We start from the raw sequence: 24,483 nt of genomic DNA, 5'->3' as shown, positions 1-24,483 counted from the left end.
GGCAATCGGCGGAGGTGAGTGATGAGGGAAGTGATCGCAGGACACGCGTCACCGTGCTGGTGGCGCTCGCGGCCAATCTGGTGATCGCGGTGGCCAAGGCCATCGGCGGCCTGGCAGCCGGGTCACCGGCTTTGCTGTCCGAGGCGGCCCACTCGGTGGCCGACAGTCTGAACGAGGTGTTCCTGCTCGCCGCGCTGCGCCGCAGCCGACGCCCCGCCGACCGGCGTCATCCCTTCGGCTACGGCAAGGAGCGCTTCTTCTGGTCGCTCCTCGCGGCCGTCGGGATCTTCGTCATGGGCGGCTGTTTCTCCTTCTTCCAGGGTTTCGAGGCCCTGACGAGTGGTGCGGAGGAGGAACTCGGCGGCTATGTCGCCGGTCTGATCGTTCTCGGGATCGCCCTCCTCGCGGAGGGCGGTTCGCTGGTGCGGGCGCTGTACCAGGTGCGCAGGCAGGGGGGCGCGGGTGCGGGGATGCGCGATCCGGCCCTGCGGACGGTCGTCGCCGAGGACGGCACCGCGGTGCTCGGCGTCACGCTGGCCATCGTGGGCATGGCGCTGCACATGGTCACCGGCCAGGTGGTGTGGGAGGCGTCGGCCTCCCTGGCGATCGGCGCGCTGCTGGTCTACGTGGCCTTCCGGCTGGGCCGTGAGGCCCGCGACCAGCTGATCGGCGAGGCGGCCGACCCGGAGTCGAGCGGGCGGATCGAGGCGCTGCTGCGGGCCCAGCCGGAGATCGACAGTGTGGAGGCGCTGTTCACGATGAAGACCGGCCTCGACACGGCCCTCGTGGCCGCCCGTGTCGACCTGGTGCCCGGTCTGGACAGCGAGCGCGTGGAGGAGGTCGCCGTGCGCATCAAGCGGTCCATCGCCCATACGGTGCCCGAGGCGGACCAGATATTCCTCGACGTGACCGACCGGCCCGCCCGCGAGGCAGCGGAAAGCCCCGCCGCGACGGGGGAACGCGGCGGGGCCTGAATCTCGCGTGCCCCGTCGATGCCGGTTCACACACCCGGGGGAGGAAGATTTCTCCGCCGGCCGCCCGCACCGGGCAGCCGGCCCCGCTTCAGCCGGTCTCGGCCGGCTCCAGGACGAACACCGGGATGTCCCGGTCCGTCTTCTTCTGGTAGTCGGCGTACGCCGGGTAGGCCGCGACGGCCCGCTCCCACCACGCCGCCTTCTCCTCGCCCGTGACCTCACGGGCGGTCATGTCCCGCTTCACCGGCCCGTCCTGGAGTTCCACGTGCGGGTCGGCCCGCAGGTTGAAGTACCAGACGGGGTGCTTCGGCGATCCGCCGAGGGAGGCCACCGCGGCGTAACGCCCCTCGTGCTCCACGCGCATCACCGGCGTCTTGCGCAGTTTGCCGCTCCTGGCGCCCCGTGAGGTCAGGATGACGACCGGCATCGTCGAGCCCTGCAGTGTCGTCCCCTCCGTACCGCCGGAGCTCTCGTACAGCTCCACCTGCTTGCGCACCCACTGCGTCGGGCTGGGTTCGTACTCGCCCTCGAGAGGCATGGCATCCGTCCCATCGTCGCGTCCGCGGCTCATTGCCACCTGCCTTCAACGCCCGTACCGCCGGGAATCATCCGCACCCCGGTGGATCCGGCCGGAAACGAGCCTCACCCGGGCGCGAGCGCCATCCGCGCGGCCAGAGCGGTCATCACCGCGCTCGCCACCAGTGCCGTCGCCAGCCGCCCGCGATGGCCGGTCAGCGCGCGGCCCAGCAGGGCCCCGCTCCCGGCCAGCAGCACCTGCCAGCTCGCGGAGGCGGCGAAGGCGGCCAGCACGAACACGCCCTGCTCCAGGGGACCGACGGGGCCCGTGGCCTGGGAACCGAGCACCAGGGCCGCGAAGTAGATGACCGTGGTGGGGTTCAGCAGGGTGATGCCCAGCAGGCCCAGATAGGCCCGGGCGGGGCTCGGGGGAGCGGGGGCGGTCCGGGTCGCGAGCCGGTGGCCGCGGTACTCGCGCAGCGCGGTGACCGCGCCCCATGCCGCCAGGGCGAGCAGCACCAGCACGCAGATCCACCGCAGCGGCCCGAGCACCGGCCGCAGCGCGGACGCCAGGGCCGTGCCGCCGAGGGTGGCGGCGAGGGCGTAGAGCCCGTCGGCGGTGGCGACGCCGAGCGCGGCGCAGACACCGGTGCGCAGGGAGGTGCGGGCGGTGAGGGACACGAGGTAGGTCCCGACGGCACCCACGGGGACGGCGATGCCGTACCCGGCGAGCAGCCCCGCGACGAGCGCGGCGGTCATGACCGCGGCGGCGTCGGTCCTCCCCGGCGGCCGGACCGCTGCTGTCGGGACGCGGCGGAAGCGGCGGCGGACAGCGGCGGGAGAAGGGTGAACGTAGGCATGGCTGGATCCTGAGGCCCGCACCACTCCACCGACAACCGGTTTTCGCATCGGCGTCGCCGCACCCGCGCCCGGGCCGGGACGCCGATCCCGCGCCGGGGGCACAGCCCCGGACGGTTCGAACGGGAAGACGGCACTCCCCGGCCATGTTGATGCCGCGACCGATCTGGCCGAACTTCGTGTCGCCTCATAGATGCCCGGGGCATCTAATGAAGATCGGCACGACGCACTACTCGTCTGCGAGGTCTTCATGACGGACACGACCGCACCCGTCGCCTTCCCCCAGAGCCGGACCTGCCCCTACCACCCGCCCGCCGCCTACGACGCACTGCGCGCCGAGCGCCCCCTGACCCGGATCACCCTCTTCGACGGCAGTGAGGCCTGGCTCGTCAGCGGGCACGCCACCGCCCGCGCGCTGCTGGCCGACCCGCGACTGTCGTCCAACCGCGACCGGCCCGGTTTCCCCGCCCCCACCAAGCGCTTCGCCGGGATCCGCAACCGCAGAACGGCCCTGCTGGGCGTCGACGACCCCGAGCACCGCGCCCAGCGGCGGATGGTCGTCGGGGACTTCACCCTCAAGCGGGCCGTCGAACTCCGGCCACGCATCCAGCAGATCGTGGACGAACGGCTCGACGCGATGATCGCCGGGGGCCCGCCCGCGGACCTGGTGAGCGCCTTCGCGCTGCCGGTGCCGTCCATGGTGATCTGCGCCCTGCTCGGCGTCCCGTACGCCGACCACGACTTCTTCGAGACCCAGTCGCGACGGCTGCTGCGCGGCCCGGAGACCGCCGACGTCCTCGACGCCCGGGACCGGCTGGAGTCGTACTTCGGGGAGCTGATCGACCGCAAGCAGCAGGACCCCGGCACCGGCCTGCTGGACGATCTGGTCCACCGGCAACTGAGCGAGGGCGACCTGGACCGCGAGGGCCTGATCGCCATGGCCCTCATCCTGCTGGTCGCGGGCCACGAGACGACCGCCAACATGATCTCGCTCGGCACCTTCACCCTGCTCCAGCACCCCGAACGGCTCGCCGAACTGCGCGCGGACCCACGGCTGCTGCCCGCCGCGGTCGAGGAGCTGATGCGGATGCTGTCGATCGCGGACGGCATGCTGCGCCTGGCCGTCGAGGACATCGAGGTGGCCGGGACGACCATCCGCAAGGGCGAGGGCGTGGTCTTCGCGACCTCCGTCATCAACCGCGACGAGACGGTCTACCCGGAGCCGGACACGCTCGACTGGAGCCGTCCGGCCCGTCACCACGTCGCGTTCGGCTTCGGCATCCACCAGTGCCTCGGCCAGAACCTCGCCCGTGCCGAGCTGGAGATCGCCCTGCACAGCCTCTTCGGCCGGCTGCCCACCCTGCGCCTGGCCGCCCCGGCCGAGGAGATCCCCTTCAAGCCGGGCGACACGATCCAGGGGATGCTCGAACTCCCCGTGAGCTGGTGAGAGGCCTCCGCCCATGCACATCGGCATCGACAAGGACGTCTGCATCGGCGCGGGACAGTGCGCCCTGACCGCCCCGGACGTGTTCACCCAGGACGACGACGGCTACAGCACCCTGCTGCCGGGCGGGGAGGACGGTGGCAGCCCGCTGCTGAGGGAGGCGGCCCGCGCCTGCCCGGTCGGCGCCATCACCGTGTCCGCGGTGACCTGAGGCCGGAACTCACACGGCGTCCAGGAGCAGCCGGGCCGCCTCGCGCGCCTCGGCCGCGGGCTCGGCGCTCCTGGTGACGCCCGCCGTGACCATGGCACCCTCGGCCAGCAGGAACAGCTGCCCGGCCGGCGCGCCGGGCAGCCCCGCGTCCGCCACGAGCGAGCCGAGGTACTCCCGGAACGCCCGCTTGTGCGCGCGCACCTGGGCGGCCACGCGCGCCGACGTGGCACCCAGCTCGCCGTACGCGTTGATCCAGGCGCAGCCGCGAAAGCCCGGCTCGCCGAACCACTCGCCGAGCCAGTCGAAGACGGCCAGGATCCGCTCCCGGGGCTCCTCGTGCCGCTCGACGTAGGCGGCCAGCTGCCCGCGCCAGCGCGCGTCGCGCCGCTCCAGATACGCCTCCACGAGTTGTTCCTTCGCCGGGAACAGCTGGTAGAGCCGCTTGAGCGAGACCCCGGAGGCGCCGCGCACGTCGTCCATGCCGACCGACCGCACACCCCGTCCGTAGAACAGTTCCTCGGCGGCGTCCAAGACCCGCTCCCGGGCCTCCGCGCTGTCCATGGACGACCCTCCTTGACGCGAGAACGAGCGTTCTCCTACGGTAGCAGCCACGTGGAGAACGCTGGTTCTCCCCTGCTGACCGGGAGGAACCATGGCCGACCGCCCGCCGCTGCCGCCCTTCACCCGCGAGAGTGCCGCGCAGAAGGTCCAGGCCGCCGAGGACGCCTGGAACACCCGCGACCCGCACAAGGTTTCCCTCGCCTACGCGCCGGACTCCGTCTGGCGCAACCGCGACACCTTCGTCACCGGCCGCGCCGGGATCGTCGACTTCCTGACCCGCAAGTGGGAACGCGAGCAGGAGTACGCGCTGCGCAAGGACCTGTGGGCCTTCGACGGCAACCGCATCGCCGTCCGCTTCCAGTACGAGTGCCGCGACACCCACGGGCAGTGGTGGCGCTCCTACGGCAACGAGCTCTGGGAGTTCGACGAGCACGGCCTGATGACCCGCCGCGAGGCGAGCATCAACGACGTGCCGATCGAGGAGAACGAGCGTCGCATCCACGGTCCCCGGCCGGAGGCCGAACGGGGAGACACGTTCCCCCTCCGGTGAACCCGGGCGAGTCGCTAGGGTTTCCGGGATGACCGAACAGGCCGCCGCCCGAAAGCCCTTCCTCTACGTCGTCGTCTGCGCCGCCGGCATCGCCGCCGACGTCAGCAGACTGATCACCGCCGCGCAGGAACGGGACTGGGAGGTGGGCGTCATCGCCACACCCGTCGCCATGAACGGCTTCTTCGACACCGCCGCCGTCGAGGCGCAGACGGGCCGCCCGATCCGCTCCGCCTGGCGTACCCCCGGCGCGCCGCGCCCGTTCCCGGCGCCCGACGCCGTGGTGGTCGCGCCCGCCACCTTCAACACCGTCAACAAGTGGGCGGCCGGCATCGCCGACACCCTCGCCCTGGGCACCCTGTGCGAGGTCACGGGCCTCGGCGTACCGATCGCCGTCCTGCCGTGCGTGGCCGGCGCGCTGGCCGCCCACCCCGCCTACCGGGACAGCCTCGAACGGCTTGGCGGGATGGGTGTGCGGTTCGGCGAGCCGTACACGGGAGAGCCGGGGGAGGACGGCGGGCGGCCGGAGTTCGGGTGGGAACGGGCCCTGGACCTGATCGCACGCGGCTGACGGTCGGGCGCGATCGCCCGTCGGCCCCACCCGGAGACAGCGGCGATGACGGCCCGTCAGGCGGCCCGACCGGCCACGTCTTCGAGCACACACGAACACGTACGCTCGCCGGGGAAACCCTCCGAAGGCAGGAGCAGCAACGATGCAGTACGTGAAGCTCGGTTCGACGGGCCTGGACGTCTCGCGGATCTGTCTGGGGTGCATGACCTACGGTCTGCCCGACCGCGGTACGCACGAGTGGACCCTCGGCGAGGAGGCCTCGCGCCCACTGATCCGGCAGGCGGTCGAAGCGGGGATCAACTTCTTCGACACGGCGAACGTCTACTCCGACGGCACCAGCGAGGAGATCGTCGGCCGGGCCCTGCGCGACTTCGCCCGCCGCGACGAGATCGTCCTCGCCACCAAGGTGCACGGCCGGATGCGGCCCGGGCCGAACGGCGGCGGACTGTCCCGCAAGGCGATCATGACCGAGCTCGACCAGAGCCTCACCCGCCTCGGCACCGACTACGTCGACCTCTACCAGATCCACCGCTTCGACCCGCACACCCCCGTCGAGGAGACGATGGAGGCCCTGCACGACGCCGTCAAGGCGGGCAAGGTCCGCTACGTCGGGGCGAGTTCCATGTACGCGTGGCAGTTCTCCAAGGCCCAGTACACCGCGCGGCTGAACGGCTGGACGCCATTCGTCTCCATGCAGAACCACTACAACCTGATCTACCGCGAGGAGGAGCGTGAGATGCTTCCCCTCTGCGCCGACCAGGGGGTGGGCGTCCTGCCCTGGAGCCCGCTCGCCCGCGGCCGCCTCACCCGGGACTGGGACACCACGACCGAGCGCAGCGCCACCGATGCCTTCGGCGGCAGCCTCTACCAGGAGGGCGACCGCACCATCGTCGAGGCCGTCACCCGCATCGCCGGGGAACGGGGCGTCCCCCGCGCGCAGATCGCCCTCGCCTGGCTGCTCCACCAGCCCACGGTGACGTCCCCCATCGTCGGGGCGTCCAAGCCCGGGCATCTGGAGGACGCGGTGGCCGCGGTGGAGATCCGGTTGAGCGACAAGGAACTGGAGGAACTGCAGAGCCCTTACGCCCCCCACCCCATCGCGGGGCACTGAGCGGGTCCTCGGAGATCAGTGCGGCCCCTGCGGCGCGAACTCCGTTCCGCAGGGACCCGCCCCCTCGCTCTCCGCCAGCTCCACCCTCGCGCCGCTCATCGCCAGCGTCCGGTAGAACCGCCCGATCCGCTCCGCCGACCGCCCCACGTAGTGTCCGATGAAGGACCGCCGGAACCGCTCGGCCGCCCGGTTCGGCTGCGACCCGTGCACCAGGCTCCCGTTGAAGAACAGGACGTCTCCCGGCGCCATGTCCACCGGCACCGGCGCCAGCCCCGCCGGCGGCGGAACGTACTCCCGGGCGAAGGACACCTCCGCGTCGGCGAGTTCCGGGCAGAACAGGTCCATCAGGTGCGTGCCGGGCACGACCTCCAGACCGCCGTTCTCCCGGTCGATCACATCGCAGGCCACCCACGCCGCCACGCACGTACCCGGCTCCACCCGCAGATAGAAGTTGTCCTGGTGCAGCGCCTGCCCCCGGGCCCCCGGCGGCTTGAAGTAGAACATGCTCTGCGCGGCCAGCACCTCCTCCCCGAGAAGCGCCTCGAGGACCGTTCGCAGCCGGGCGTCCAGCAGGACCTCTCGCGCGCGGTCGTTGATCTCGTGGGGGTGCATCACCCGGGGCCACACGTGCAGCGGGTCGGCGCCCGGCGTGTCCGCCGCGCGCGGCTCGAAGTGCCCGGGGACCGGGCCGGCCGCCCGCAGGGCCGCGAACTCGCCGCACAGCCGATCGATCTCGTCGCCCCCGAAGAGCCCGCGCACCACCGTGAAACCGTCCTCCTCGAAACCCTCCCGGTACCTCCGGAGCCCGGCGGGGTCCAGGATGGAAGCGCCGGCGGCGCCGTTGCCCGTGACTGTCATGAACGCACTCCTCGGTCCGGTGTTCTCGGTCCGGAACGCTAGGCCGCCCGGCCGTCGAGGAGGATGCCCGTGCGTGCTGACCGATTGCCCGACACTGCTGAGCCGAGGAACGCCGCCCACCCCGGGGACCCAGCTCCGCCGCCCGGGCTGGTCGTGCTCGGACACTTCGACCAGCCGCCGGGCTACGGCGTCAGCCGGCCGCACGGCTCCCCGAGCTGGCTCTTCACCTGGACCACCGGAGGCCGGGGGCACCTGTGGCAGGGCGGTGTGCGGACCTCGGCCGGCGCGGGGGACCTGGTCGTGCTCGCCCCGGGCGTGCCGCACGGCTACGAGGTCGAGGCCGGGGCCCGGAACTGGCGGTTCTGGTGGGCGCACTGCCAGGCCCGCCCGTCCTGGGCCGCGTGGCTGCGGCCGTACGACGCCGGCGACGGGGTGCACGTGGTCACCTCCGCACCGGCCGGGGTGCACGACCGCGTCGGGACGGCGTTCCGGCGGATGCACGCCGACGCCCGCTGGACCGGCACCGGGGCACCGCCCGACGCGGCAACACCGGACGGGCAGGTCGCCGTGGCGCACGCCAGCGCGGCCCGCGAACTGGCCCTGAGCGCACTGGAGGAGATCGTCCTCCTCACCACCGCCGGCGCCCGGCCGGCGACGCCCCGCCCGGGACTCGACGCACGGATCCGCCGCGCCCAGGAGCTGATCGACGCCGACCCGGGCGCCCCGCACACCGTCCGCTCGCTCGCCCGAGAGGTCGCTCTGTCGCCGTCCCGCTTCGCCCATCTGTTCAGCAGGCAGCTCGGCCAGTCACCCATGCGCGCCCTGCGCGAGGCGCGGCTGCGCCACGCCGCCCGGCTGCTGGAGAACACCGATCTGCCCGTGGAACGCGTCGGCGCGGCCTCGGGTTTCGTCAGCCCCTTCCACTTCAACCGCGCCTTTCGCGAACGCTACGGAGCACCGCCCGGGGCGTACCGCGCGACGCACGGCGGTCCGCCCGGCTGAGCACCGCTATTGGTTCCGCGGGAGGTGCCGAAAGGGCGGCGAGGAATGACGGCCGACGGCGTGAGCTGCTGTGCGGGGCATGTTCCAATGGTTTCCGGCCGGCTTCCGGAAGCGGACAAATGTGAGCTGGTAAAGGGAACGGACGGGGCGGAAATGCCTTTCTCTCCACTGATTGACACTTTGTCAAAAGGCGCTGGCCCCGCCCGCAATGCACGAAACCGTGACGTCACTTGTTCCCTGTCCCTGACCTGTGCAAAGGTGTGCCGTGTCGGCGTGTCCCCACATGCCTTTCTTCGTATGCGCGAGGCCGCCGGGCCGGCATACCCCTTGGTACGGACTTTTATTCCGCAGGTCCTTGAGAGGAATGCAGCCGTGAAAGACGCAGGCCCGTCGAATTCTCCGGCCTCGGCCCACGGGTTCGGCGCGACGGACGAGCAACTGAGCGCGGAGCTGAGGAAGTGGACCGGGGCGACGCCCGCGCTCCAGCCCGTCGGTGAACTGCTGGACCGGCACTGGGAGGCGGCCTTCGCCTACGCCCGGCTGTGCACCGACGGCCCCCGCTCCGCGGGAATTCTCACCACGGCCGCGTTCACCCGGCTCTTCGGCGAGACCATCCGCCAGAACGGCCCGACCTCCGCCTGGCGGCCCCATCTGCTCGTCACCGTACGGCGCATCGCGGCCGAGTGGGCCGCCGACCACCGGCACGACATGCTCCATCCGGAGCTGCTCTCCGGGACCGGCGAGAGGGAGCGGCCCACCGCCCGTCTGCTGCCGCCGCCGCACCGGCGTCTGCTGTCCGGCGCGTTCCAGCGGCTGCCCCAGTCCGCCCGCTGCCTGCTGTGGCATGCCGAGGTCGAGGCCGAACCGCTCACCGCCCCGGCCGGGTTGCTCGGCCTGGACGAGGAGGGCGCGCGTGTCGAACTGGGCCGGGCCCGGGACCGGCTGCGTGAGGAGTGCCTCCAGCTGCACCGCGAACTCGCCCCCGACGAGGAGTGCCGGCGCTATCTGCGCCTGCTCGACGTGACGTACCGTCGCGGCGGCCTCGGCATCGACCCCGATCTACGCGCGCATATCGAGGGCTGCGGGCACTGCAGCGCCGCCGCGGACCAGCTCGACCAGTTCAACCACGCCCTGGGTGTCGCCCTGGCGGAGGCGGTACTGGGCTGGGGCGGCCGGGGTTACGCGGAGAGCCGCGCGGGCGAGGCGGGGGAGAGCGCCGGCGGTGGGCGTGCCGTGCAGCGGGGACGGCCCCGGGGAGCGGCCGGTGCGGCCCCGGCCGTTGCGGCACGCGACCTGTTCCCGGACCCGGTGGCTCTGGCACGCGAGGTCTTTCCGGACCCGGCCGGTGTGACGCACGAGATCATCCCGCCCCCGGCCGGAAGGGCGCGGGAGGTGGCCCCGGACGCGGTGGGCGTGGCGCCCGAGGCCTTCCCGGGACCTTCGGGGCGGGCGCACGGGGCGTTTCCGGATCCGGCGGGTGTGGCGCCCGAGGCCTTCCCGGGTGCTTCCGGGCGGGCCCACGGGGTGGTCCCGGATGCGGTCGGTGCGCGCGAGGTCTTCCCGGACCCTTCAGGGCAGCGGGCGCGTGGGGGCTTCGCGGACCCTTCCGGCACGGCGCGCGAGGTCTTTCCGGACCCTGCTCGTGCGGCGCGTGGGGCTTTCCCCGACCCGGCCGGAGAGGGACGTGACGGCTTCCCGGACCCGGTCGCCCTCGCCGGCGCGGTCGGGGAGTCGTTCACCGATCCGGGCGGCCCGGCGGCCGTGCCACCGCCCCCCGCGGGAGCCGGCGGCGTGGACCCGGCCGTGGACCGGGGCCAGGCTCCGGCCCCGGCCCCCGCGGGCGTCTCCGTACCGCCCCCGACCGCGCCCCCTGGCCCTCGGCGTAAAGATTCCCGAACCGCCGCCCGGAGATCCGCCCACAAGGCGGCCCGCCGGGCCGCCCGGCGGCGCAACCTCACCGCGGGCATCCTGACCGCCGGCGGCCTGGTCGTGCTGCCGCTGGTGCTGTGGTCCACCGGCAACTCCGGCGACGGCGCTCCGGCGGGCGCGGACCGGCCCGCCGAGGAGGCACCCGACTCCGACGTGGACGCGTCGGCCACCGACCCGTCCCGGGCCGGGTCGGGCGACGCAGGGAAGGGCGCCCTGCGCGGCCGGCTCCACAACGTCGCCTCGGACCTGTGCGTGGGCATCGACGGCAAGAAGGCCGTCGCGGGCGGGGAGGCCGAGCTCACGGCGTGCTCCGCGGACTCCGCCCAGCAGTGGACGTACGAGACCGACGGGCTGCTGCGCAACGGCGCCGCCCCCGACCTGTGCCTGGACTCGCAGCTCGGCTACTCGGTGCGGCTCGCCCCCTGCACGGGCGCCTCCCGGCCGGACCCGAAGAACATCCGCTACGACTTCACCCTGCAGGGCGCCCTGGTGCCCCGCTGGGACCAGGACCTCGCCTTGGCCCCGGCGGCGACCGACGGCTCGGGAGCCCTGGTCGTCAAGACCCGGGCGGACGACGACACGCAGCGCTGGGTGATCGACACCTCCAAAGCCGATCTCCAGATGGAGGCCGTCACCTGGAGCGCCGCCGCTCCGGCGCCGCGCCCCGCGCCCACGCCGGCCCCCACCCCGTCGAAGGCGCCCGAGCCGGCACCGACCCCGTCCGCGACCTCCTCGGCTCCGCAGCCGGCGCCGAGCACTCCGGCCGCCACCGACTCGCCCTGCTACCGCTACGGCTACTACTGCGACGCCGACGGTCAGTACGGCAACCCGGACCACGGCTACCCCGGCTATGGCTACGGCTACGGCGGTTATGGCCACGGCGGAGGCGGCCGCCGCTGACCCGGTGCGCGCTCAGGCCCCGACGACGCTCAGGGACAGCCACAGCGCCACCACGGCCGGCACCAGCGCTGCCGGTACGGCGAGCAGTCCGAGCCGCGTGAACTCCCCGAGCCCGACCCGGTGCCCGTGCTGCTGCACGATCCGCCGCCACAGCAGGGTCGCCAGCGACCCGGCGTAGGTCAGGTTCGGGCCGATGTTCACACCGAGCAGTACCGCCAGCACGGCGCCCGGGCCGGATCCGGCGGTCAGGGGCAGCAGCACCAGCACCGCGGGCAGGTTGTTGATGAGGTTCGCCAGGACGGCGGCCAGCGCCGCCACGCCCAGCAGCGTCAGCAGTCCCGATCCGCCGGGCAGCACGCGGTGGAGGGCGTCGGCGAGCCCGTGGTCGACGACCGCGCGTACGACGACACCGAGTGCGAGCACGAACGCCAGGAACGCCGGGGCCGCGGAGCGCACCACCGTCAGCGGGGTGGCCCGGCGCCGCACCAGCGCCCGCCCCGCCAGCACCAGGGCACCGGCCAGCGCGGCCCACGCGGGCGCGATGCCGACGGCGGAGGCCACCACGAACCCGGCGAGCGTGCAGCCGACGGTGACGAGGGCGAACAGCGGGAGCGGCTCGGGAGGCCCCGCGGGCTCGGAGGAGGGGAGAGGCGCCGCCAGTTCCTCGTCGAAGAACCGCCGGAACACCAGGTACTCGGCGGCGATCGCGACCAGCCAGGGCAGCGCCATCAGCGCCGCGAAGCGGGTGAAGCTCAGCCCGCTCGCCGTGAAGGCCAGCAGATTCGTCAGGTTGGAGACCGGCAGCAGCAGCGAGGCGGTGTTCGACAGATAGGCGCAGGCGTACAGGTGCGGCCGGGCCCGGACGCCCATGCGGGTGGCGGTGGCGAGTACCACCGGCGTCAGCAGGACGACCGTGGCGTCCAGGCTGAGCACGGCCGTGATGACGGACGCCAGGGCGAACACCGCGGTCAGCAGCCGTGTGGGGCGCCCCGCCGCCCAGCGGGCCATCCACGCCCCGCACGCCGTGAACAGTCCCTCGACATCGCAGAAGTGGGCGAGCACCAGCACGGCCGCGAGGAAGCCGACCACGGGCCCCAGCCGCTGGATCTCCTCCCAGGCGTGGTCCGGTGAGATCACTCCGACGGCGACCGCGAGCCCGGCGGCGGGTACCGCCAGGACGGCCTCGGGCAGCCCTTTCGGCCGGGCGACGGCCCAGATGAGCACGGCGGCCAGCAGCGCCACGGACAGGACTTCGGCGAGCGGGGTGTTCAGGGCGGGTCCTCCGGGGCGTGATCAGGTCGTGCCCGCCCATGAAACCAGGCGACGGTAAGAGACCCTCGGCGGCCCCGCAGCGGTGGCCGGGGCGCGCTGCCCGCCGTGGACGGCGTCGACGCCCCGCCCCGGCGCAGGCCGCACGGCCGCCGGCGCGGCGGGGGCGCTCAGATCTCGTCGTCGAGCAGGGCCAGCTCCGCCCAGATCGTCTTGCCCTCGGCGGTGTGCCTGCTGCCCCAGCGCTGGGTGAGCTGGGCGACCAGCAGCAGACCGCGGCCGCCCTCGTCCCAGGTCTTGGCCCGGCGCAGGTGCGGCGCCGTGTGGTTGGTGTCGGACACCTCACAGATCAGCGTGGACGCGTCGTGGATCAGCCGCAGCCGGATGGGCGGGGCGCCGTAGCGGATGGCGTTGGTGACCAGCTCGCTCACCACCAGTTCGGCGGTGAACGTGGCATCCAGCAGCCCCCAGCGTTCGAGCTGGTCGACGACCTGCTTGCGGATGGGGGCCACCAGTGCCGGGTCGGCGGGGATGTCCCAGGTCGCGACCTGCGCGGACGGCAGGCCACGGGTGCGGGCCAGCAGCAGGGCCACGTCGTCGGTGGAGCCGCCCGGCGGGAGCAGGGTGTGCAGCACGCGGTCGCAGGTCTCGTCCAGGGAGTCGGAGGGCGCCGACAGGGCCTCGCGGAGCATCCGGCTGCCCGCGTCGACGTCCCGCTCGCGGCTCACGAGCAGCCCGTCGGTGTGGAACGCCAGGACGCTGCCCTCGCGCAGCTCCATCTCGGCGCACTCGAACGGCAGCCCCCCGACGCCCAGCGGGGGACCCGAGGGCAGGTCGAGCTGCTGTGCCGGGCCGTCCGGCGGCACCAGCAGGGGCAGCGGATGACCGGCCCGGGCCAGGTTGCAGCGCCGCGACACCGGGTCGTACACCGCGTACAGGCAGGTCGCCCCCACCTCTCCGGTGCCGTTGTCGCCGCCGGACTCCTGGGACAGCCGGACGACGAGGTCGTCGAGGTGGGTCAGCAGTTCGTCGGGGGCCAGATCGATGTCGGCGAGGGTGCGGACGGCGGTGCGCAGCCGGCCCATGGTGGCCGAGGCCTGGATGCCGTGGCCGACGACGTCGCCGACGACCATGGCGACCCGCATCCCGGACAGCGGGATCACGTCGAACCAGTCGCCGCCCACGCCGGAGCGGGTGGCCGGCAGATAGCGGGAGGCCGCCTCGACCGCCGCCGTGCGCGGCAGCGTGCGGGGCAGCAGGCTGCGCTGCAGGGTGAGGGTCGTCTCCCGCTCGCGGGAGTAGCGGCGCGCGTTGTCGATGCAGACGGCCGCCCGGGCCGTGACCTCCTCGGCCAGCAGCACGTCGTCGTCGGTGAACGCCTCGGGGCGCCTGAAGCGGGTGAAGACGGCGACGCCGAGGGTCGTGCCCCGGGCCTGGAGCGGGACGGACATCGTGGAGTGGATGCCGTACTCGCGGATCCGCCGGAAGCGGACCGGGTCCCAGGCGAGCCACTGCTCGAGGTCGCCGGAGGCTCCCGGGGCCACGACCGTGTGCCCCGCGACCAGCGAGGCGGCCTGCGGGGAGCTCTCCGGGTAGACGTCCACCTGCCCCGGCTTGGCGACGGCCTCGGGGCTGCCGCTGTTGACCGACTGGTGGGCGGCCCGGCGCAGGTTCACCGGCGGGACCGGCGGTCCGGCGGACTCGCCGCCGTGCTCCCGCGGGTCGAGCAGGTCGACGCTGACGAAGTCGGCGAGCGCGGGGACGCACACGTCCGCGAGCTCCTGGGCCGTTCGGTTGACGTCGAGGGTGGTGCCGATGCGCACGCTCGCCTCGTTGACCAGTTGCAGCCGCTCCCTGGACCGGTACTGGTCGGAGAAGTCGTGGGCGGTCACGCACACGCCCCGCACCCGGCCGGTGCCGTCGGTGAGCGGCGCCATCCGGGCCAGCCAGGCGTGCGGGCCCCGGCTCTCGCCGGTCGCCTTCATGTACGTCTGCATGTCGAGGGGCCGCCCGGTGTTCAGCACCCGGCGCAGATGCTCTTCGAGCTCGGTGTTCTGCGGCCGGCTGCCGATGTCGGTGGGCCGTAGGCCCAGGAGCCGCTCGGCGGGCAGCCCCAAGAGGGCCGCCATGGCCTCGTTGACGCCGCGCAGCCGCAGTCGCTCGTCGTAGACCATCGTGGCGCAGGGCGACTGGCTCAGGGCCATGCGCACCAGCGGGTCGTCCGGAAGCCCCTGGCCGGAGGACTCCGGCGGGGAGACCGCGAGCCAGTCGGTCGTCTCCGCTCCGTCCGGCGGCCTGCTGTGGGCGACCACCCACACGGAGACGGGGTGGCCGTCGCGGTGGCGCAGGGTGAGTGTGCCGCTCCAGCGGGAGTCGTCCGGCACGGGCGGCGGGTCGTCGCGGTCGGCCAGCAGCGAGGCGGCCGGGCGGCCCACGACCTCGGCGGCCGTGTGCCCCAGCAGGCGGCGGGCGCCCTCGCTCCATCCGGTGAGCGTGCCGTCGGCGGCGATGACGGCACGGGCGGCCAGGCCATCGTCGAACGCCTCGTCCGGGCTCATCGTCGCGACTCCATACGGACACTCACAGTGAACAGGGAGGTCAGTTGAGTTCCAGCGTAGTCCGTAGGTGCCCGGCGTGGACCGGTAACCCCTGTACCGCCTCCCCGGCCGGGGTGAGGAACGCATCCGGCCCGAGCGGCCCGTGTGGCAGAAGGAGGCGCCCGCACCCTTGACGGCCCGGTGTGACACATCGACAGAATCTGTTTGGTCGCGATCAGTTGTGAGTACTTCTGGGCCCTAATGAGGGAGAGTCGTCATGTCGGTCACACGCAGATCGGTTTTGCTCGCCTCCGCTGCCGCCCCCGCGGCCGGAACGCTGCTCGGCACCCCGGAGGCGTGGGCCGCCGGGGAGGCCCGCGGAGCGTCCGGCCGCCGCACCGTCGCACTGCGCGACGGCTGGCGCTTCGCGCTGGTGAATCCGGGCGGCATCACCGACCCCACCGGCGCCTACGCCGACGCCCACCTGCCCGGCCACGACGACTCCGGATGGCGCGAGACCGCCGTCCCGCACGACTGGAGCATCGAGCAGACCCCCACCACCGAACACGGCACCACCAGCGGCACCGGATTCCTGCCCGGCGGGCTCGGTTGGTACCGGCTGGCCTTCACCCTGCCGCCCACCCTCGCCGGCAAGCGGATCTCGGTGGAGTTCGACGGCGTCTACATGGACTCCACCGTCTACTGCAACGGCAAGGAGGCGGGCCGCCACCCCTACGGTTACACCGGCTTCGCCCTCGACCTCACCGACCTGGTGCACACCGACGGCACCACCGAGAACGTGATCGCCGTCAAGGTCCAGAACCGGCTCCCCAGCAGCCGCTGGTACTCGGGCAGCGGCATCTACCGCGAGGCCCGCCTGGTGATCACCGAGCCGGTGCACGTGGCCCGCTGGGGCACCCGCGTCACCACGCCCGAGATCACCGCCGAGCGGGGTGTCGTACGGGTCGCCACCTCCGTCGTCAACGACTCGGGCAGGGACGCGGACGTCGAGATCGTCTCCCGGATCACCGACCGCAAGGGCCGGACGGTCGCCCGTACCTCCTCCACCGCCACCGTCACCGGCGAGAAGACCGAGACCCACGAACTCACGGTCCGCCGCCCGGAGTTGTGGGACTTCGAGGCTCCGCACCGCTACACCCTGCACACCGAACTGCGGGTCGGGGGCAGAACCACCGACACCTACCGCACGGTCTTCGGCTTCCGCACCTTCCGCTTCGACCCGGACGAGGGCTTCTTCCTCAACGGCACCCACCACAAGATCAAGGGCGTCGACCTCCACCACGACCTGGGCGCACTCGGGGCCGCCGTCAGCATCGACGCCGTCCGCCGGCAGATGGAGATCATGCGGTCCATGGGCGTCAACGCCCTGCGCACGTCCCACAACCCGCCCGCGCCCGAGGTGATCCAGGTCTGCGAGGAGCTGGGCGTCATCATGCTGGTGGAGGCGTTCGACTGCTGGCGCACCGGCAAGAACCCGTACGACTACGGCCGGTTCTTCGACGAGTGGTGCGAGAAGGACACCACCGAGATGGTGCTCGCGGCCCGCAACTCGCCCGCCGTCCTGAGCTGGTCCATCGGCAACGAGGTCCCCGACTCCACCTCCACCGCCGGCCTCGCCATGGCCGACCGGATCATCGAGGCGATCCGGGCCGCCGACGACACCCGCCCGCTGGTCATCGGCTCCGACAAGTACCGCCGCCTGCCCGCCAAGGGCTCCGCGGCCGACCTGATGCTGGCCAAGCTGGACGGCCTCGGCCTCAACTACAACACCGCCAAGTCGGTGGACCAGCTGCACGCGGCCTACCCGCACCTCTTCCTCTTCGAGTCCGAGTCCTCCTCCGAGACCTCCACCCGCGGCGCCTACCAGGAACCCGAGCACCTCAACACCGGCGAGAACCACACACCCGGCAAGCGCGCGACCTCCTCCTACGACAACAACCTCGCCTCCTGGACCATGAGCGGCGAGTACGGCCACAAGAAGGACCGGGACCGGAAGTGGTTCGCCGGGCAGTTCCTCTGGTCGGGCATCGACTACATCGGCGAGCCCACGCCGTACGACGTCTTCCCGGTCAAGGCGTCCTTCTTCGGCGCGGTCGACACCGCGGGCTTCCCGAAGGACATGTACTACTTGTTCCAGAGCCAGTGGATCAGCGAGCCTATGGTCCACCTGCTGCCGATGACCTGGAACCACGCGAAGGGCGACACGGTCGAGGTCTGGGCGTACGCGAACGTCGACACCGTCGAGCTGTACCTCAACGGGAAGTCCCTGGGCGTACGGCGCTTCGACACCAAGAAGACCGTCGACGGCCGGGTGTACCTGGAGACGACCGAGGCGACCGGCGACGACAAGACCTTCACCGGCGGCCCGTACCCCGGCAGCTACACCAGCCCGAACGGCAGCGCCGGCAAGCTCCACCTGACCTGGAAGGTGCCCTACGCGCCGGGCGAGCTGAAGGCCGTCGCACGGCAGGACGGCAAGGTGGTCGCCACCGACGTGCTGCGCACCGCCGGCGCCCCGCACGCGATACGCCTGACCGCGGACCGCGAGGCCGTCGCCGCGGACGGCCGCGCCCTGGTCTTCGTGACCGCCGAGGTCGTCGACCGGCGCGGTGTGGTGGTGCCCGACGCGGAGCACCTGCTCTCCTTCGAGGTGGCGAACGGCTCCCTCGCCGGGCTCGACAACGGCCGCCAGGAGAGCGCCGAGCGGTACCAGGCGAGCACCCGGACGGCCTTCCACGGCAAGGCCCTCGCCATCGTCCGGTCCGGCACCGCGCCGGGCGCGGTGAGGGTGACCGCCCGGGCCGACGGGCTGCGCGCGGGCACGGCGACCGTACGCGCCACCCGTGCGGAGGACCGGGCCGAGACGGCCCCGGCCGCTTTCGAGCCCGAGCATCCGGCCCCCGTCGGCTTCCCGCACGCGGACGCCGGTTACTCCGGACGCCCGGACACCCGGCCCGCCGCCATGCTCGACGGGGACCCGGCCACCGGCTGGTCCAACGGATTCTTCAAGCAGGCCACGGCCCTGCTGCCCGCCTTCGACGGGGCGCGGGCGCAGGACTGGGTCTCGGTCGACCACGGGCGCACCCGCCGCTTCGACCGGGTGGACGTCTCCTTCACCGTGGACGCCACGCACAGCCTGCCCGCGGCGGTGGGCGTACAGGTGTGGGACGGCCGCGCCTGGCAGGCCGCGCGGAACACCGAGATCGGCTGGGCCACCGCGTCCGACACTCCCACCGTGATCACCTTCGACGCCCTACGGGGCTCCCGGATCCGGCTCACCCTGACGAGCCGCCACCCCGGCGAGCCCCGGGGCGCGATCCGCATCACCCGGCTGGACACCCCGGCCGCCTGACCCCCAGGGCGCCACGGTCCGGACGGGCGGCGGACAGCCAGTCCTGTCCGGACCGTTGACGGCACGTCACATCAGCAACAACCATGGCCTGCGTCCGCATCTGGGAGCGCTCCCACGCCGAGCGCCACCCGCACCTCCCGGAGGAGCCCAGACGTGAAACGACGTAGAACCGCCCTGCTGTCCCTGACGGCCCTGCTGGCGGCCGCGCTCACCGCGCTGCCCTCCGCACCGGCCGGGGCCGACGAGGTCGAGCAGGTCAGGAACGGCACCTTCGACACGGTCACCGAGCCCTGGTGGACGACCAGCAACGTCACCGCGGGCCTGTCCGAGGGCCGGCTCTGCGCCGATGTCCCCGGCGGCACCGCCAACCGCTGGGACGCCGCCGTCGGGCAGAACGACATCACCCTCGTGAAGGGGGAGTCGTACCGCTTCTCGTTCAGCGCGAACGGGACACCCGCCGGGCACGTGGTGCGGGCGATCGTGGGCCTGTCGGTGTCGCCGTACGACACCTACCACGAGGTGTCACCGCAGCTCAGCGTCTCCGGTGACACCTACTCGTACACGTTCACCTCGCCCGTCGACACCGCGCAGGCCCAGGTCGGCTTCCAGCTCGGCGGCAGCGCGGACGCCTGGCGCTTCTGCATGGACGACGTCTCGCTGCTGGGCGGCGTGAAGCCGGAACCGTACGAGCCCGACACCGGACCCCGGGTCCGCGTCAACCAGGTCGGCTATCTGCCGGCCGGCCCGAAGAACGCGACCGTGGTCACCGACGCCACGGCGAAGCTGCCCTGGCAGCTCAAGAACTCCGGCGGGACGGTCGTCGCCCGGGGCACGACCCTGCCGCGCGGCGTCGACGCCTCCTCCGGGCAGAACGTCCACACCATCGACTTCGGCGCGTACCGCACGAAGGGCACGGGGTTCACGCTCGTCGCCGACGGTGAGACCAGCCGTCCGTTCGACATCGGCGCGAGCGCCTACGAGCGGCTGCGGCTGGACTCGGCGAAGTACTACTACACCCAGCGCAGCGGCCTCGCGATACGCGACGACCTGCGGCCCGGCTACGGCCGCCCGGCCGGTCACCTGGGCGTGGCCCCCAACAAGGGCGACACCGCCGTGCCCTGTCAGCCCGGCGTGTGCGACTACACCCTCGACGTCAGCGGCGGCTGGTACGACGCCGGCGACCACGGCAAGTACGTCGTCAACGGCGGCATCTCCACCTGGGAGCTGCTGAGCACCTACGAACGCGCCCGGCACGCCCGCACCGGGCAGGCGGACAAGCTCGGCGACGGCACGCTCACCATCCCCGAGAGCGGCAACAAGGTGCCCGACCTCCTCGACGAGGCCCGCTGGGAGCTGGAGTTCCTGCTGAAGATGCAGGTGCCCGACGGCAAGCCGCTGGCGGGCATGGCCCACCACAAGATGCACGACGAGCAGTGGACCGGCCTGCCGCTGATGCCCCATGACGACCCGCAGAAGCGCGAGCTGCACCCGCCGTCCACGGCCGCGACCCTGAACCTGGCCGCCACGGCCGCGCAGGCGGCCCGCCTGTACCGGCCCCACGACAAGACGTTCGCCGGCAAGGCGCTGGCCGCCGCGCGCAAGGCCTGGTCGGCGGCGCTCGCCCACCCCGACCGCCTCGCCTCCGAGAGCGACGGCATCGGCGGCGGTGCCTACGCCGACAGCGACGTCAGTGACGACTTCTACTGGGCGGCGGCCGAGCTGTACCTCTCCACGGGGGAGAAGCAGTTCGAGGAGCATCTCCTGAAGTCCCCGGTCCACACGGCCGACCTCTTCAAGCCGATCGGTTTCGACTGGGCCCGCACCGGCGTGGCCGGTCGGCTCGACCTCGCCACGGTGCCCAGCCGGCTGCCCGGCCGGGACAAGGTGCGCCAGTCCGTGATCAAGGGCGCCGACCGCTACCTGGCCACGCTGAAGGCACACCCCTACGGCATGCCGTACGCCCCGGACGGCGACAAGTACGACTGGGGTTCCAGCCACCAGGTCCTCAACAACGCCGTCGTCCTCGCCACCGCGTACGACATCACCGGCGCCTCGAAGTACCGTGACGGCGCGCTGCAGAGCATGGACTACATTCTCGGCCGCAACGCGCTGAACATCTCCTACGTCACCGGCTACGGCGAGGTCAGCGCCCACAACCAGCACAGCCGCTGGTACGCCCGCCAGCTCGACCCGAACCAGCCCAACCCGCCGAAGGGCACCCTCGCGGGCGGGCCGAACTCGAGCATCCAGGACCCCTACGCACAGAGCAAACTCCAGGGCTGCGTCGGCCAGTTCTGCTACATCGACGACATCCAGTCCTGGTCGACCAACGAGCACACGATCAACTGGAACGCCGCCCTGACCCGCATGGCCTCCTTCGTGGCGGACCAGGGATAGGGACCGGACCGCGGTGCCGTGTGCCGGGGGAGTCCGCCGACAGGACGCCCCCGGCACGCGCGCGTAGCCTGGTGTCATGCCAGCGGTGCGGGTCGACGGCATCGAGGTCGCGTACGACAGGGCGGGCCAGGGCCCGCCCCTCGTGCTCGCGCACGGCGCCACGACGGACGCCCGGCTGTTCGGTGGCCAGATCGAGGACCTGGCCGACGAGTTCACCGTCGTCGCCTGGGACGAACCCGGCGCCGGCCGCTCCTCCGACGTACCGTCCTCGTTCACCCTGGCCGACTACGCCCGCTGCCTGGCGGCCGTCATCGAGGACGTGGACCTGGGCCCGGCCCATGCCCTCGGCCTGTCCTGGGGCGGGACCGTCGTGCTGGAGCTCTACCGGAACCACCCCGTGCTCGTGCGGACGCTGCTCCTCATCGACACCTACGCCGGGTGGAAGGGCTCGCTGCCCGCGGCGGAGGTGCGGTCCCGGGTCGAGGGGGCGGAACGGATGCTCGCGGTCCCCGCGGAGGCGTTCGCACCGACCATGCCGGGCCTGTTCGCCCGGCAGCCACCCGCCGAAGCGGTACGCCTGCTGTCCGTGATGTCGGCCGACACCCGCGCCCAGAGCATGCGGACCGAGCTCACCGTCATGGCCGAGGCCGACCAGCGGGACCTGCTGCCGAGGATCGAGGTCCCGACGCTCCTGCTGTGGGGCGAGCTCGACGCGCGCTCGCCCGTGGAACCGGTCGCCCACCAGTTCCTCGAAGCGATCCCGCGGGCCACGCTGGTCGTGCTGCCCGGCGTCGGGCATCTCAGCAACGTCGAGGCGCCGGAGCCGTTCAACCGGACCGTCCGGGAGTTCTGCCGCGCCCACTCCTGACCGGGCCCGCGACCGCCCGGCGCCGCGGTGCGTGGCCGACGGGTTCCCCGGGCCGCTCATGGGCGGTCAGGACGTGCAGCCGGGCCCGGTCGAGCGGCTCGTGCACCTCGACGTACTCGCCGTGCGGCAGCCGCTTGATCACACCGGTCGCCCGGCCGTGCGCAACGAGCTCCTTGTCGCGCAGTTGCAGCCCCAGACAGATCCGCCGGGTGACGACGAAGACGAGCGCCGGGACGACGAACATCCCGATCCGCACCGCCCACGTCACCGTGTTGATCGACAGATGGAAGCGGGTCGCCACGATGTCGTTGCCGCCGCCCGCCAGCAGCACCAGGTAGAGACTGATCCAGGCCGCCCCGATCGCCGTACGGACCGGGCGGTTGCGCGGCCGGTCCAGCAGATGGTGCTCGTGCCGGTCGCCGGTGAACCTGGCCTCCAGGAACGGGTACACCCCGATGAAGAGCAGCAGCAGCGGGAACACCACGATCGGGATGAGCACGCCCAGTACCAGCGTGTGCCCCCACAGCGTGACCTCCCAGCCCGGCATGATCCGCACCAGGCCCTCCGCGAAGCCGAGGTACCAGTCGGGCTGCGCGCCCGTGGACACCTGGTCGGCGCGGTACGGGCCGTACGACCACACCGGGTTGATCGTCGCCACCGCCGCGATCAGCGCCAGCACCCCGAACACCAGGAAGAAGAAGCCGCCCGCCTTCGCCAGGTACACCGGCATGAAGGGCGTCCCCACGACGTTGCGCTCGGTGCGTCCGGGCCCCGCGAACTGGCTGTGCTTGTGATGCACCACCAGCAGCAGATGGGCGACGATCAGCGCCGCCATCACCCCGGGAACCAGCAGCACGTGCAGCGCGTAGAAGCGGGCCACGATGTCGTCCCCGGGGAACTCGCCGCCGAACAGGAACATCGCCAGGTACGTCCCCACGACCGGCACGGACAGCAGCGCGCCGTGCACGAACCTCAGGCCCGTGCCCGACAGCAGGTCGTCCGGCAGCGAGTAGCCGAACAGCCCCTCGAACAGGCCGAGGAGGAACAGCAGCCAGCCGAACAGCCAGTTGACCTCCCGCGGCTTGCGGAAGGAGCCCGTGAAGAAGTGCCGCATCATGTGCGTCAGCATCCCGGCGACGAAGACCAGCGCCGCCCAGTGGTGCAACTGCCGGATCAGCAGCCCGCCGCGCACGTCGAAGCTGATGTCCAGCGTGGACGCGTACGCCTCGGACATCCGCACGCCGTTCAGCGGGACGTAACTTCCCTGGTAGGTCACCTCGTTCATCGACGGGTGGAAGAACAGCGTCAGATACACGCCGGTGAGCACCAGCACCACGAAGCTGTACAGGCAGATCTCGCCCAGCAGGAACGACCAGTGGTCCGGGAACACCTTGCGCAGGTACTTCCTGCCGAGCGTGTGGGTGCCGAGCCGCCCGTCGAACCAGTCGGCCAGGCGTTCGCCGCGCCCGGCGCTCACACCGCCGCCCCGGGCAGGTGGGCCAGCTTGTCCGGGTTGGCCACGACGTAGATGCCGCGCACCCGGTCGCCCTCCGGCGTGAGGTCCAGGACCAGGACGGCGAACGGCGCGTCGCCGTCGAACAGGACCGCCGCGTCGTCGCCGTTCACCCGCCGGTAGCGCCAGACGGGGTGGTCCGGGCCGCCCCGGCCGGAGGTGAGCAGCCGGGTCACCTTGTCCCGGCCGTGCACCGGGCGCAGGCCGGCCCGCCGGCGCTTGCCACCGGCGTCCGTCCACGCCGTGACGTCCGGCGCGAGCACCTCCATCAGCGCCGCGATGTCCCCGCCGAGCGCCGCCCGCACGAACCGCTCTGTCGCCTCCCGGCGCACCCGCGGATGCGCCTCGTACCGTGGCCGCCGGGCGTGCACGTGCTCCCGCGCCCGGTGCGCCAGCTGCCGTACGGCGGCGGGGGAGCGGTCGATGATCTCCGCGATCTCGGCGTGGGGGTAGCCGAACACCTCACCCAGCACGAACACCGCCCGTTCCAGCGGTGTCAGCGATTCCAGGACCACGAGCATCGCCAGCGACACCGACTCGGAACGCAGCGCCGGCGTCTCGGCCGTCTCGGTGTCCTCCGCGGAGACCAGGGGCTCGGGCAGCCACGGGCCGACGTACGTCTCCTGCCGGCGGCTGATCACGGCACGGCGGCGCAGCGCGTGGTTGACCGCGACCCGCACGAGGTAGGCGCGCGGGTTGTCGACGCCCGCCAGGGGGGCACCCCCGCCGCGGGCCGTCCAGGACAGCCATGTCTCCTGCAAGACGTCCTCGGTGTCGGCGACACTGCCGAGCATGTTGTAGACGACGCCGAACAGCAGCTCGCGATGGTCGACGAACACCCCGGTCGCCGCGTCGAGCGGGGCGTCGGTGCCGGGTGTGGAGATCTCGGTCATGCGTGGGCCTCCCTCGGGCGCGCTCACCACTGCGAGCCGGGCGGGGCTCCGGAATGTGACATCGCGCGGCCCCATGTGACCCACATCTCAGGCACGCCATCACGTCGGTACCTCCGGGATGCCCGCCTGACCAGGGGATATTTACGAGTCA

The 24,483-nt window shown here is 72.6% G+C and carries 19 protein-coding genes; 11 read left to right on the top strand and 8 right to left on the bottom strand.

The annotated features are described in order from the left end of the window. Positions 1-53: 53 nt before the first annotated feature. The gene (locus ACFY9E_RS00345; RefSeq protein WP_390980214.1) at positions 54-974 is read left to right on the top strand and encodes a cation diffusion facilitator family transporter; all 921 of its coding nucleotides are present in this window, start codon (positions 54-56) and stop codon (positions 972-974) included. A gap of 88 nt (positions 975-1,062) precedes the next feature. Here ACFY9E_RS00345 and ACFY9E_RS00340 read toward each other — a convergent pair whose 3' ends face one another. Continuing rightward, entirely contained in the window at positions 1,063-1,512 is a 450-nt protein-coding gene (locus tag ACFY9E_RS00340) for a nitroreductase/quinone reductase family protein (RefSeq protein ID WP_390977831.1), read from the bottom strand. A gap of 104 nt (positions 1,513-1,616) precedes the next feature. After that, positions 1,617-2,249, bottom strand: coding sequence for a LysE family transporter (locus ACFY9E_RS00335; protein WP_390977829.1), 633 nt, complete (start codon positions 2,247-2,249; stop codon positions 1,617-1,619). A gap of 349 nt (positions 2,250-2,598) precedes the next feature. Here ACFY9E_RS00335 and ACFY9E_RS00330 point away from each other — a divergent pair, with 349 nt between their 5' ends. Then, entirely contained in the window at positions 2,599-3,795 is a 1,197-nt protein-coding gene (locus ACFY9E_RS00330; RefSeq protein ID WP_390977827.1) for a cytochrome P450, read from the top strand. A 13-nt stretch (positions 3,796-3,808) separates the two neighbouring features. Beyond that, positions 3,809-4,003 (top strand): ferredoxin, encoded by a 195-nt coding sequence (locus ACFY9E_RS00325; protein ID WP_390977825.1) that lies wholly within the window; start codon positions 3,809-3,811, stop codon positions 4,001-4,003. Positions 4,004-4,012: 9 nt separating this feature from the next. Here the strand turns inward: ACFY9E_RS00325 and ACFY9E_RS00320 are convergent, their stop codons facing one another. After that, a complete protein-coding gene (locus ACFY9E_RS00320; protein ID WP_390977823.1) occupies positions 4,013-4,564 on the bottom strand; it encodes a TetR family transcriptional regulator in 552 nt (183 codons plus the stop codon). 91 nt (positions 4,565-4,655) lie between these two features. Between ACFY9E_RS00320 and ACFY9E_RS00315 the strand changes: the two genes are divergently transcribed. From ACFY9E_RS00315 to ACFY9E_RS00305, 3 genes are all read left to right on the top strand, one after another. Beyond that, on the top strand, positions 4,656-5,114 hold the full coding sequence (locus ACFY9E_RS00315) for a DUF1348 family protein (RefSeq protein ID WP_390977821.1): 459 nt from the start codon (positions 4,656-4,658) through the stop codon (positions 5,112-5,114). A 28-nt stretch (positions 5,115-5,142) separates the two neighbouring features. After that, entirely contained in the window at positions 5,143-5,682 is a 540-nt protein-coding gene (locus ACFY9E_RS00310) for a flavoprotein (protein WP_390977819.1), read from the top strand. 142 nt (positions 5,683-5,824) lie between these two features. Beyond that, the gene (locus ACFY9E_RS00305; protein WP_390977817.1) at positions 5,825-6,793 is read left to right on the top strand and encodes an aldo/keto reductase; all 969 of its coding nucleotides are present in this window, start codon (positions 5,825-5,827) and stop codon (positions 6,791-6,793) included. 15 nt (positions 6,794-6,808) lie between these two features. Here ACFY9E_RS00305 and ACFY9E_RS00300 read toward each other — a convergent pair whose 3' ends face one another. Then, on the bottom strand, positions 6,809-7,651 hold the full coding sequence (locus ACFY9E_RS00300; RefSeq protein WP_390977815.1) for a phytanoyl-CoA dioxygenase family protein: 843 nt from the start codon (positions 7,649-7,651) through the stop codon (positions 6,809-6,811). 63 nt (positions 7,652-7,714) lie between these two features. Here ACFY9E_RS00300 and ACFY9E_RS00295 point away from each other — a divergent pair, with 63 nt between their 5' ends. Continuing rightward, complete coding sequence (locus ACFY9E_RS00295) at positions 7,715-8,653, top strand: helix-turn-helix domain-containing protein (RefSeq protein ID WP_390977813.1); 939 nt, start codon at positions 7,715-7,717, stop codon at positions 8,651-8,653. 372 nt (positions 8,654-9,025) lie between these two features. Continuing rightward, positions 9,026-11,482, top strand: a complete 2,457-nt coding sequence (locus ACFY9E_RS00290) for a ricin-type beta-trefoil lectin domain protein (protein WP_390977811.1) — start codon at positions 9,026-9,028, stop codon at positions 11,480-11,482. Positions 11,483-11,494: 12 nt separating this feature from the next. Here ACFY9E_RS00290 and ACFY9E_RS00285 read toward each other — a convergent pair whose 3' ends face one another. Continuing rightward, positions 11,495-12,724: an SLC13 family permease gene (locus ACFY9E_RS00285; RefSeq protein ID WP_390977809.1), complete on the bottom strand. Its 1,230-nt coding sequence runs from the start codon at positions 12,722-12,724 to the stop codon at positions 11,495-11,497. A 197-nt stretch (positions 12,725-12,921) separates the two neighbouring features. Continuing rightward, positions 12,922-15,309 carry a SpoIIE family protein phosphatase gene (locus tag ACFY9E_RS00280; protein WP_390977807.1) on the bottom strand — a complete coding sequence of 796 codons (2,388 nt, stop codon included), beginning with the start codon at positions 15,307-15,309 and terminating at the stop codon, positions 12,922-12,924. 256 nt (positions 15,310-15,565) lie between these two features. Here ACFY9E_RS00280 and ACFY9E_RS00275 point away from each other — a divergent pair, with 256 nt between their 5' ends. From ACFY9E_RS00275 to ACFY9E_RS00265, 3 genes are all read left to right on the top strand, one after another. After that, complete coding sequence (locus ACFY9E_RS00275; protein ID WP_390977805.1) at positions 15,566-18,661, top strand: glycoside hydrolase family 2 TIM barrel-domain containing protein; 3,096 nt, start codon at positions 15,566-15,568, stop codon at positions 18,659-18,661. Positions 18,662-18,814: 153 nt separating this feature from the next. Beyond that, complete coding sequence (locus ACFY9E_RS00270; protein WP_390977803.1) at positions 18,815-21,058, top strand: glycoside hydrolase family 9 protein; 2,244 nt, start codon at positions 18,815-18,817, stop codon at positions 21,056-21,058. A gap of 76 nt (positions 21,059-21,134) precedes the next feature. After that, positions 21,135-21,926 carry an alpha/beta fold hydrolase gene (locus tag ACFY9E_RS00265; protein ID WP_390977801.1) on the top strand — a complete coding sequence of 264 codons (792 nt, stop codon included), beginning with the start codon at positions 21,135-21,137 and terminating at the stop codon, positions 21,924-21,926. Here the strand turns inward: ACFY9E_RS00265 and ACFY9E_RS00260 are convergent. Both ACFY9E_RS00260 and ACFY9E_RS00255 read right to left on the bottom strand, forming a co-directional pair. Beyond that, the gene (locus ACFY9E_RS00260) at positions 21,886-23,403 is read right to left on the bottom strand and encodes a cytochrome b N-terminal domain-containing protein (protein WP_390977799.1); all 1,518 of its coding nucleotides are present in this window, start codon (positions 23,401-23,403) and stop codon (positions 21,886-21,888) included. The two genes, ACFY9E_RS00265 and ACFY9E_RS00260, sit on opposite strands and share 41 nt — an antisense overlap. Then, positions 23,400-24,332 (bottom strand): sigma-70 family RNA polymerase sigma factor, encoded by a 933-nt coding sequence (locus tag ACFY9E_RS00255; RefSeq protein ID WP_390977797.1) that lies wholly within the window; start codon positions 24,330-24,332, stop codon positions 23,400-23,402. Before ACFY9E_RS00255 ends, ACFY9E_RS00260 begins: the two co-directional genes overlap by 4 nt. Positions 24,333-24,483: the final 151 nt, after the last annotated feature.

Source organism: Streptomyces sp. NPDC012466 (genome assembly GCF_042955215.1).
Lineage (GTDB): Bacteria > Actinomycetota > Actinomycetes > Streptomycetales > Streptomycetaceae > Streptomyces.
The sequence above is the reverse complement of the archived record's forward strand: the minus strand, read 5'-3'. Positions and strand labels throughout refer to the sequence as shown.

Bases quoted from the DNA above. Each gene is read 5' to 3' on its own strand.
- ACFY9E_RS00340 (WP_390977831.1), bottom strand. From the start codon at position 1,512: ATGCCTCTCGAGGGCGAGTACGAACCCAGCCCGACGCAGTGGGTGCGC.
- ACFY9E_RS00335 (WP_390977829.1), bottom strand. From the start codon at position 2,249: ATGACCGCCGCGCTCGTCGCGGGGCTGCTCGCCGGGTACGGCATCGCC.
- ACFY9E_RS00330 (WP_390977827.1), top strand. From the start codon at position 2,599: ATGACGGACACGACCGCACCCGTCGCCTTCCCCCAGAGCCGGACCTGC.
- ACFY9E_RS00325 (WP_390977825.1), top strand. From the start codon at position 3,809: ATGCACATCGGCATCGACAAGGACGTCTGCATCGGCGCGGGACAGTGC.
- ACFY9E_RS00320 (WP_390977823.1), bottom strand. From the start codon at position 4,564: ATGGACAGCGCGGAGGCCCGGGAGCGGGTCTTGGACGCCGCCGAGGAA.
- ACFY9E_RS00315 (WP_390977821.1), top strand. From the start codon at position 4,656: ATGGCCGACCGCCCGCCGCTGCCGCCCTTCACCCGCGAGAGTGCCGCG.
- ACFY9E_RS00310 (WP_390977819.1), top strand. From the start codon at position 5,143: ATGACCGAACAGGCCGCCGCCCGAAAGCCCTTCCTCTACGTCGTCGTC.
- ACFY9E_RS00305 (WP_390977817.1), top strand. From the start codon at position 5,825: ATGCAGTACGTGAAGCTCGGTTCGACGGGCCTGGACGTCTCGCGGATC.
- ACFY9E_RS00300 (WP_390977815.1), bottom strand. From the start codon at position 7,651: ATGACAGTCACGGGCAACGGCGCCGCCGGCGCTTCCATCCTGGACCCC.
- ACFY9E_RS00295 (WP_390977813.1), top strand. From the start codon at position 7,715: ATGCCCGTGCGTGCTGACCGATTGCCCGACACTGCTGAGCCGAGGAAC.
- ACFY9E_RS00280 (WP_390977807.1), bottom strand. From the start codon at position 15,309: ATGAGCCCGGACGAGGCGTTCGACGATGGCCTGGCCGCCCGTGCCGTC.
- ACFY9E_RS00275 (WP_390977805.1), top strand. From the start codon at position 15,566: ATGTCGGTCACACGCAGATCGGTTTTGCTCGCCTCCGCTGCCGCCCCC.
- ACFY9E_RS00265 (WP_390977801.1), top strand. From the start codon at position 21,135: ATGCCAGCGGTGCGGGTCGACGGCATCGAGGTCGCGTACGACAGGGCG.
- ACFY9E_RS00255 (WP_390977797.1), bottom strand. From the start codon at position 24,332: ATGACCGAGATCTCCACACCCGGCACCGACGCCCCGCTCGACGCGGCG.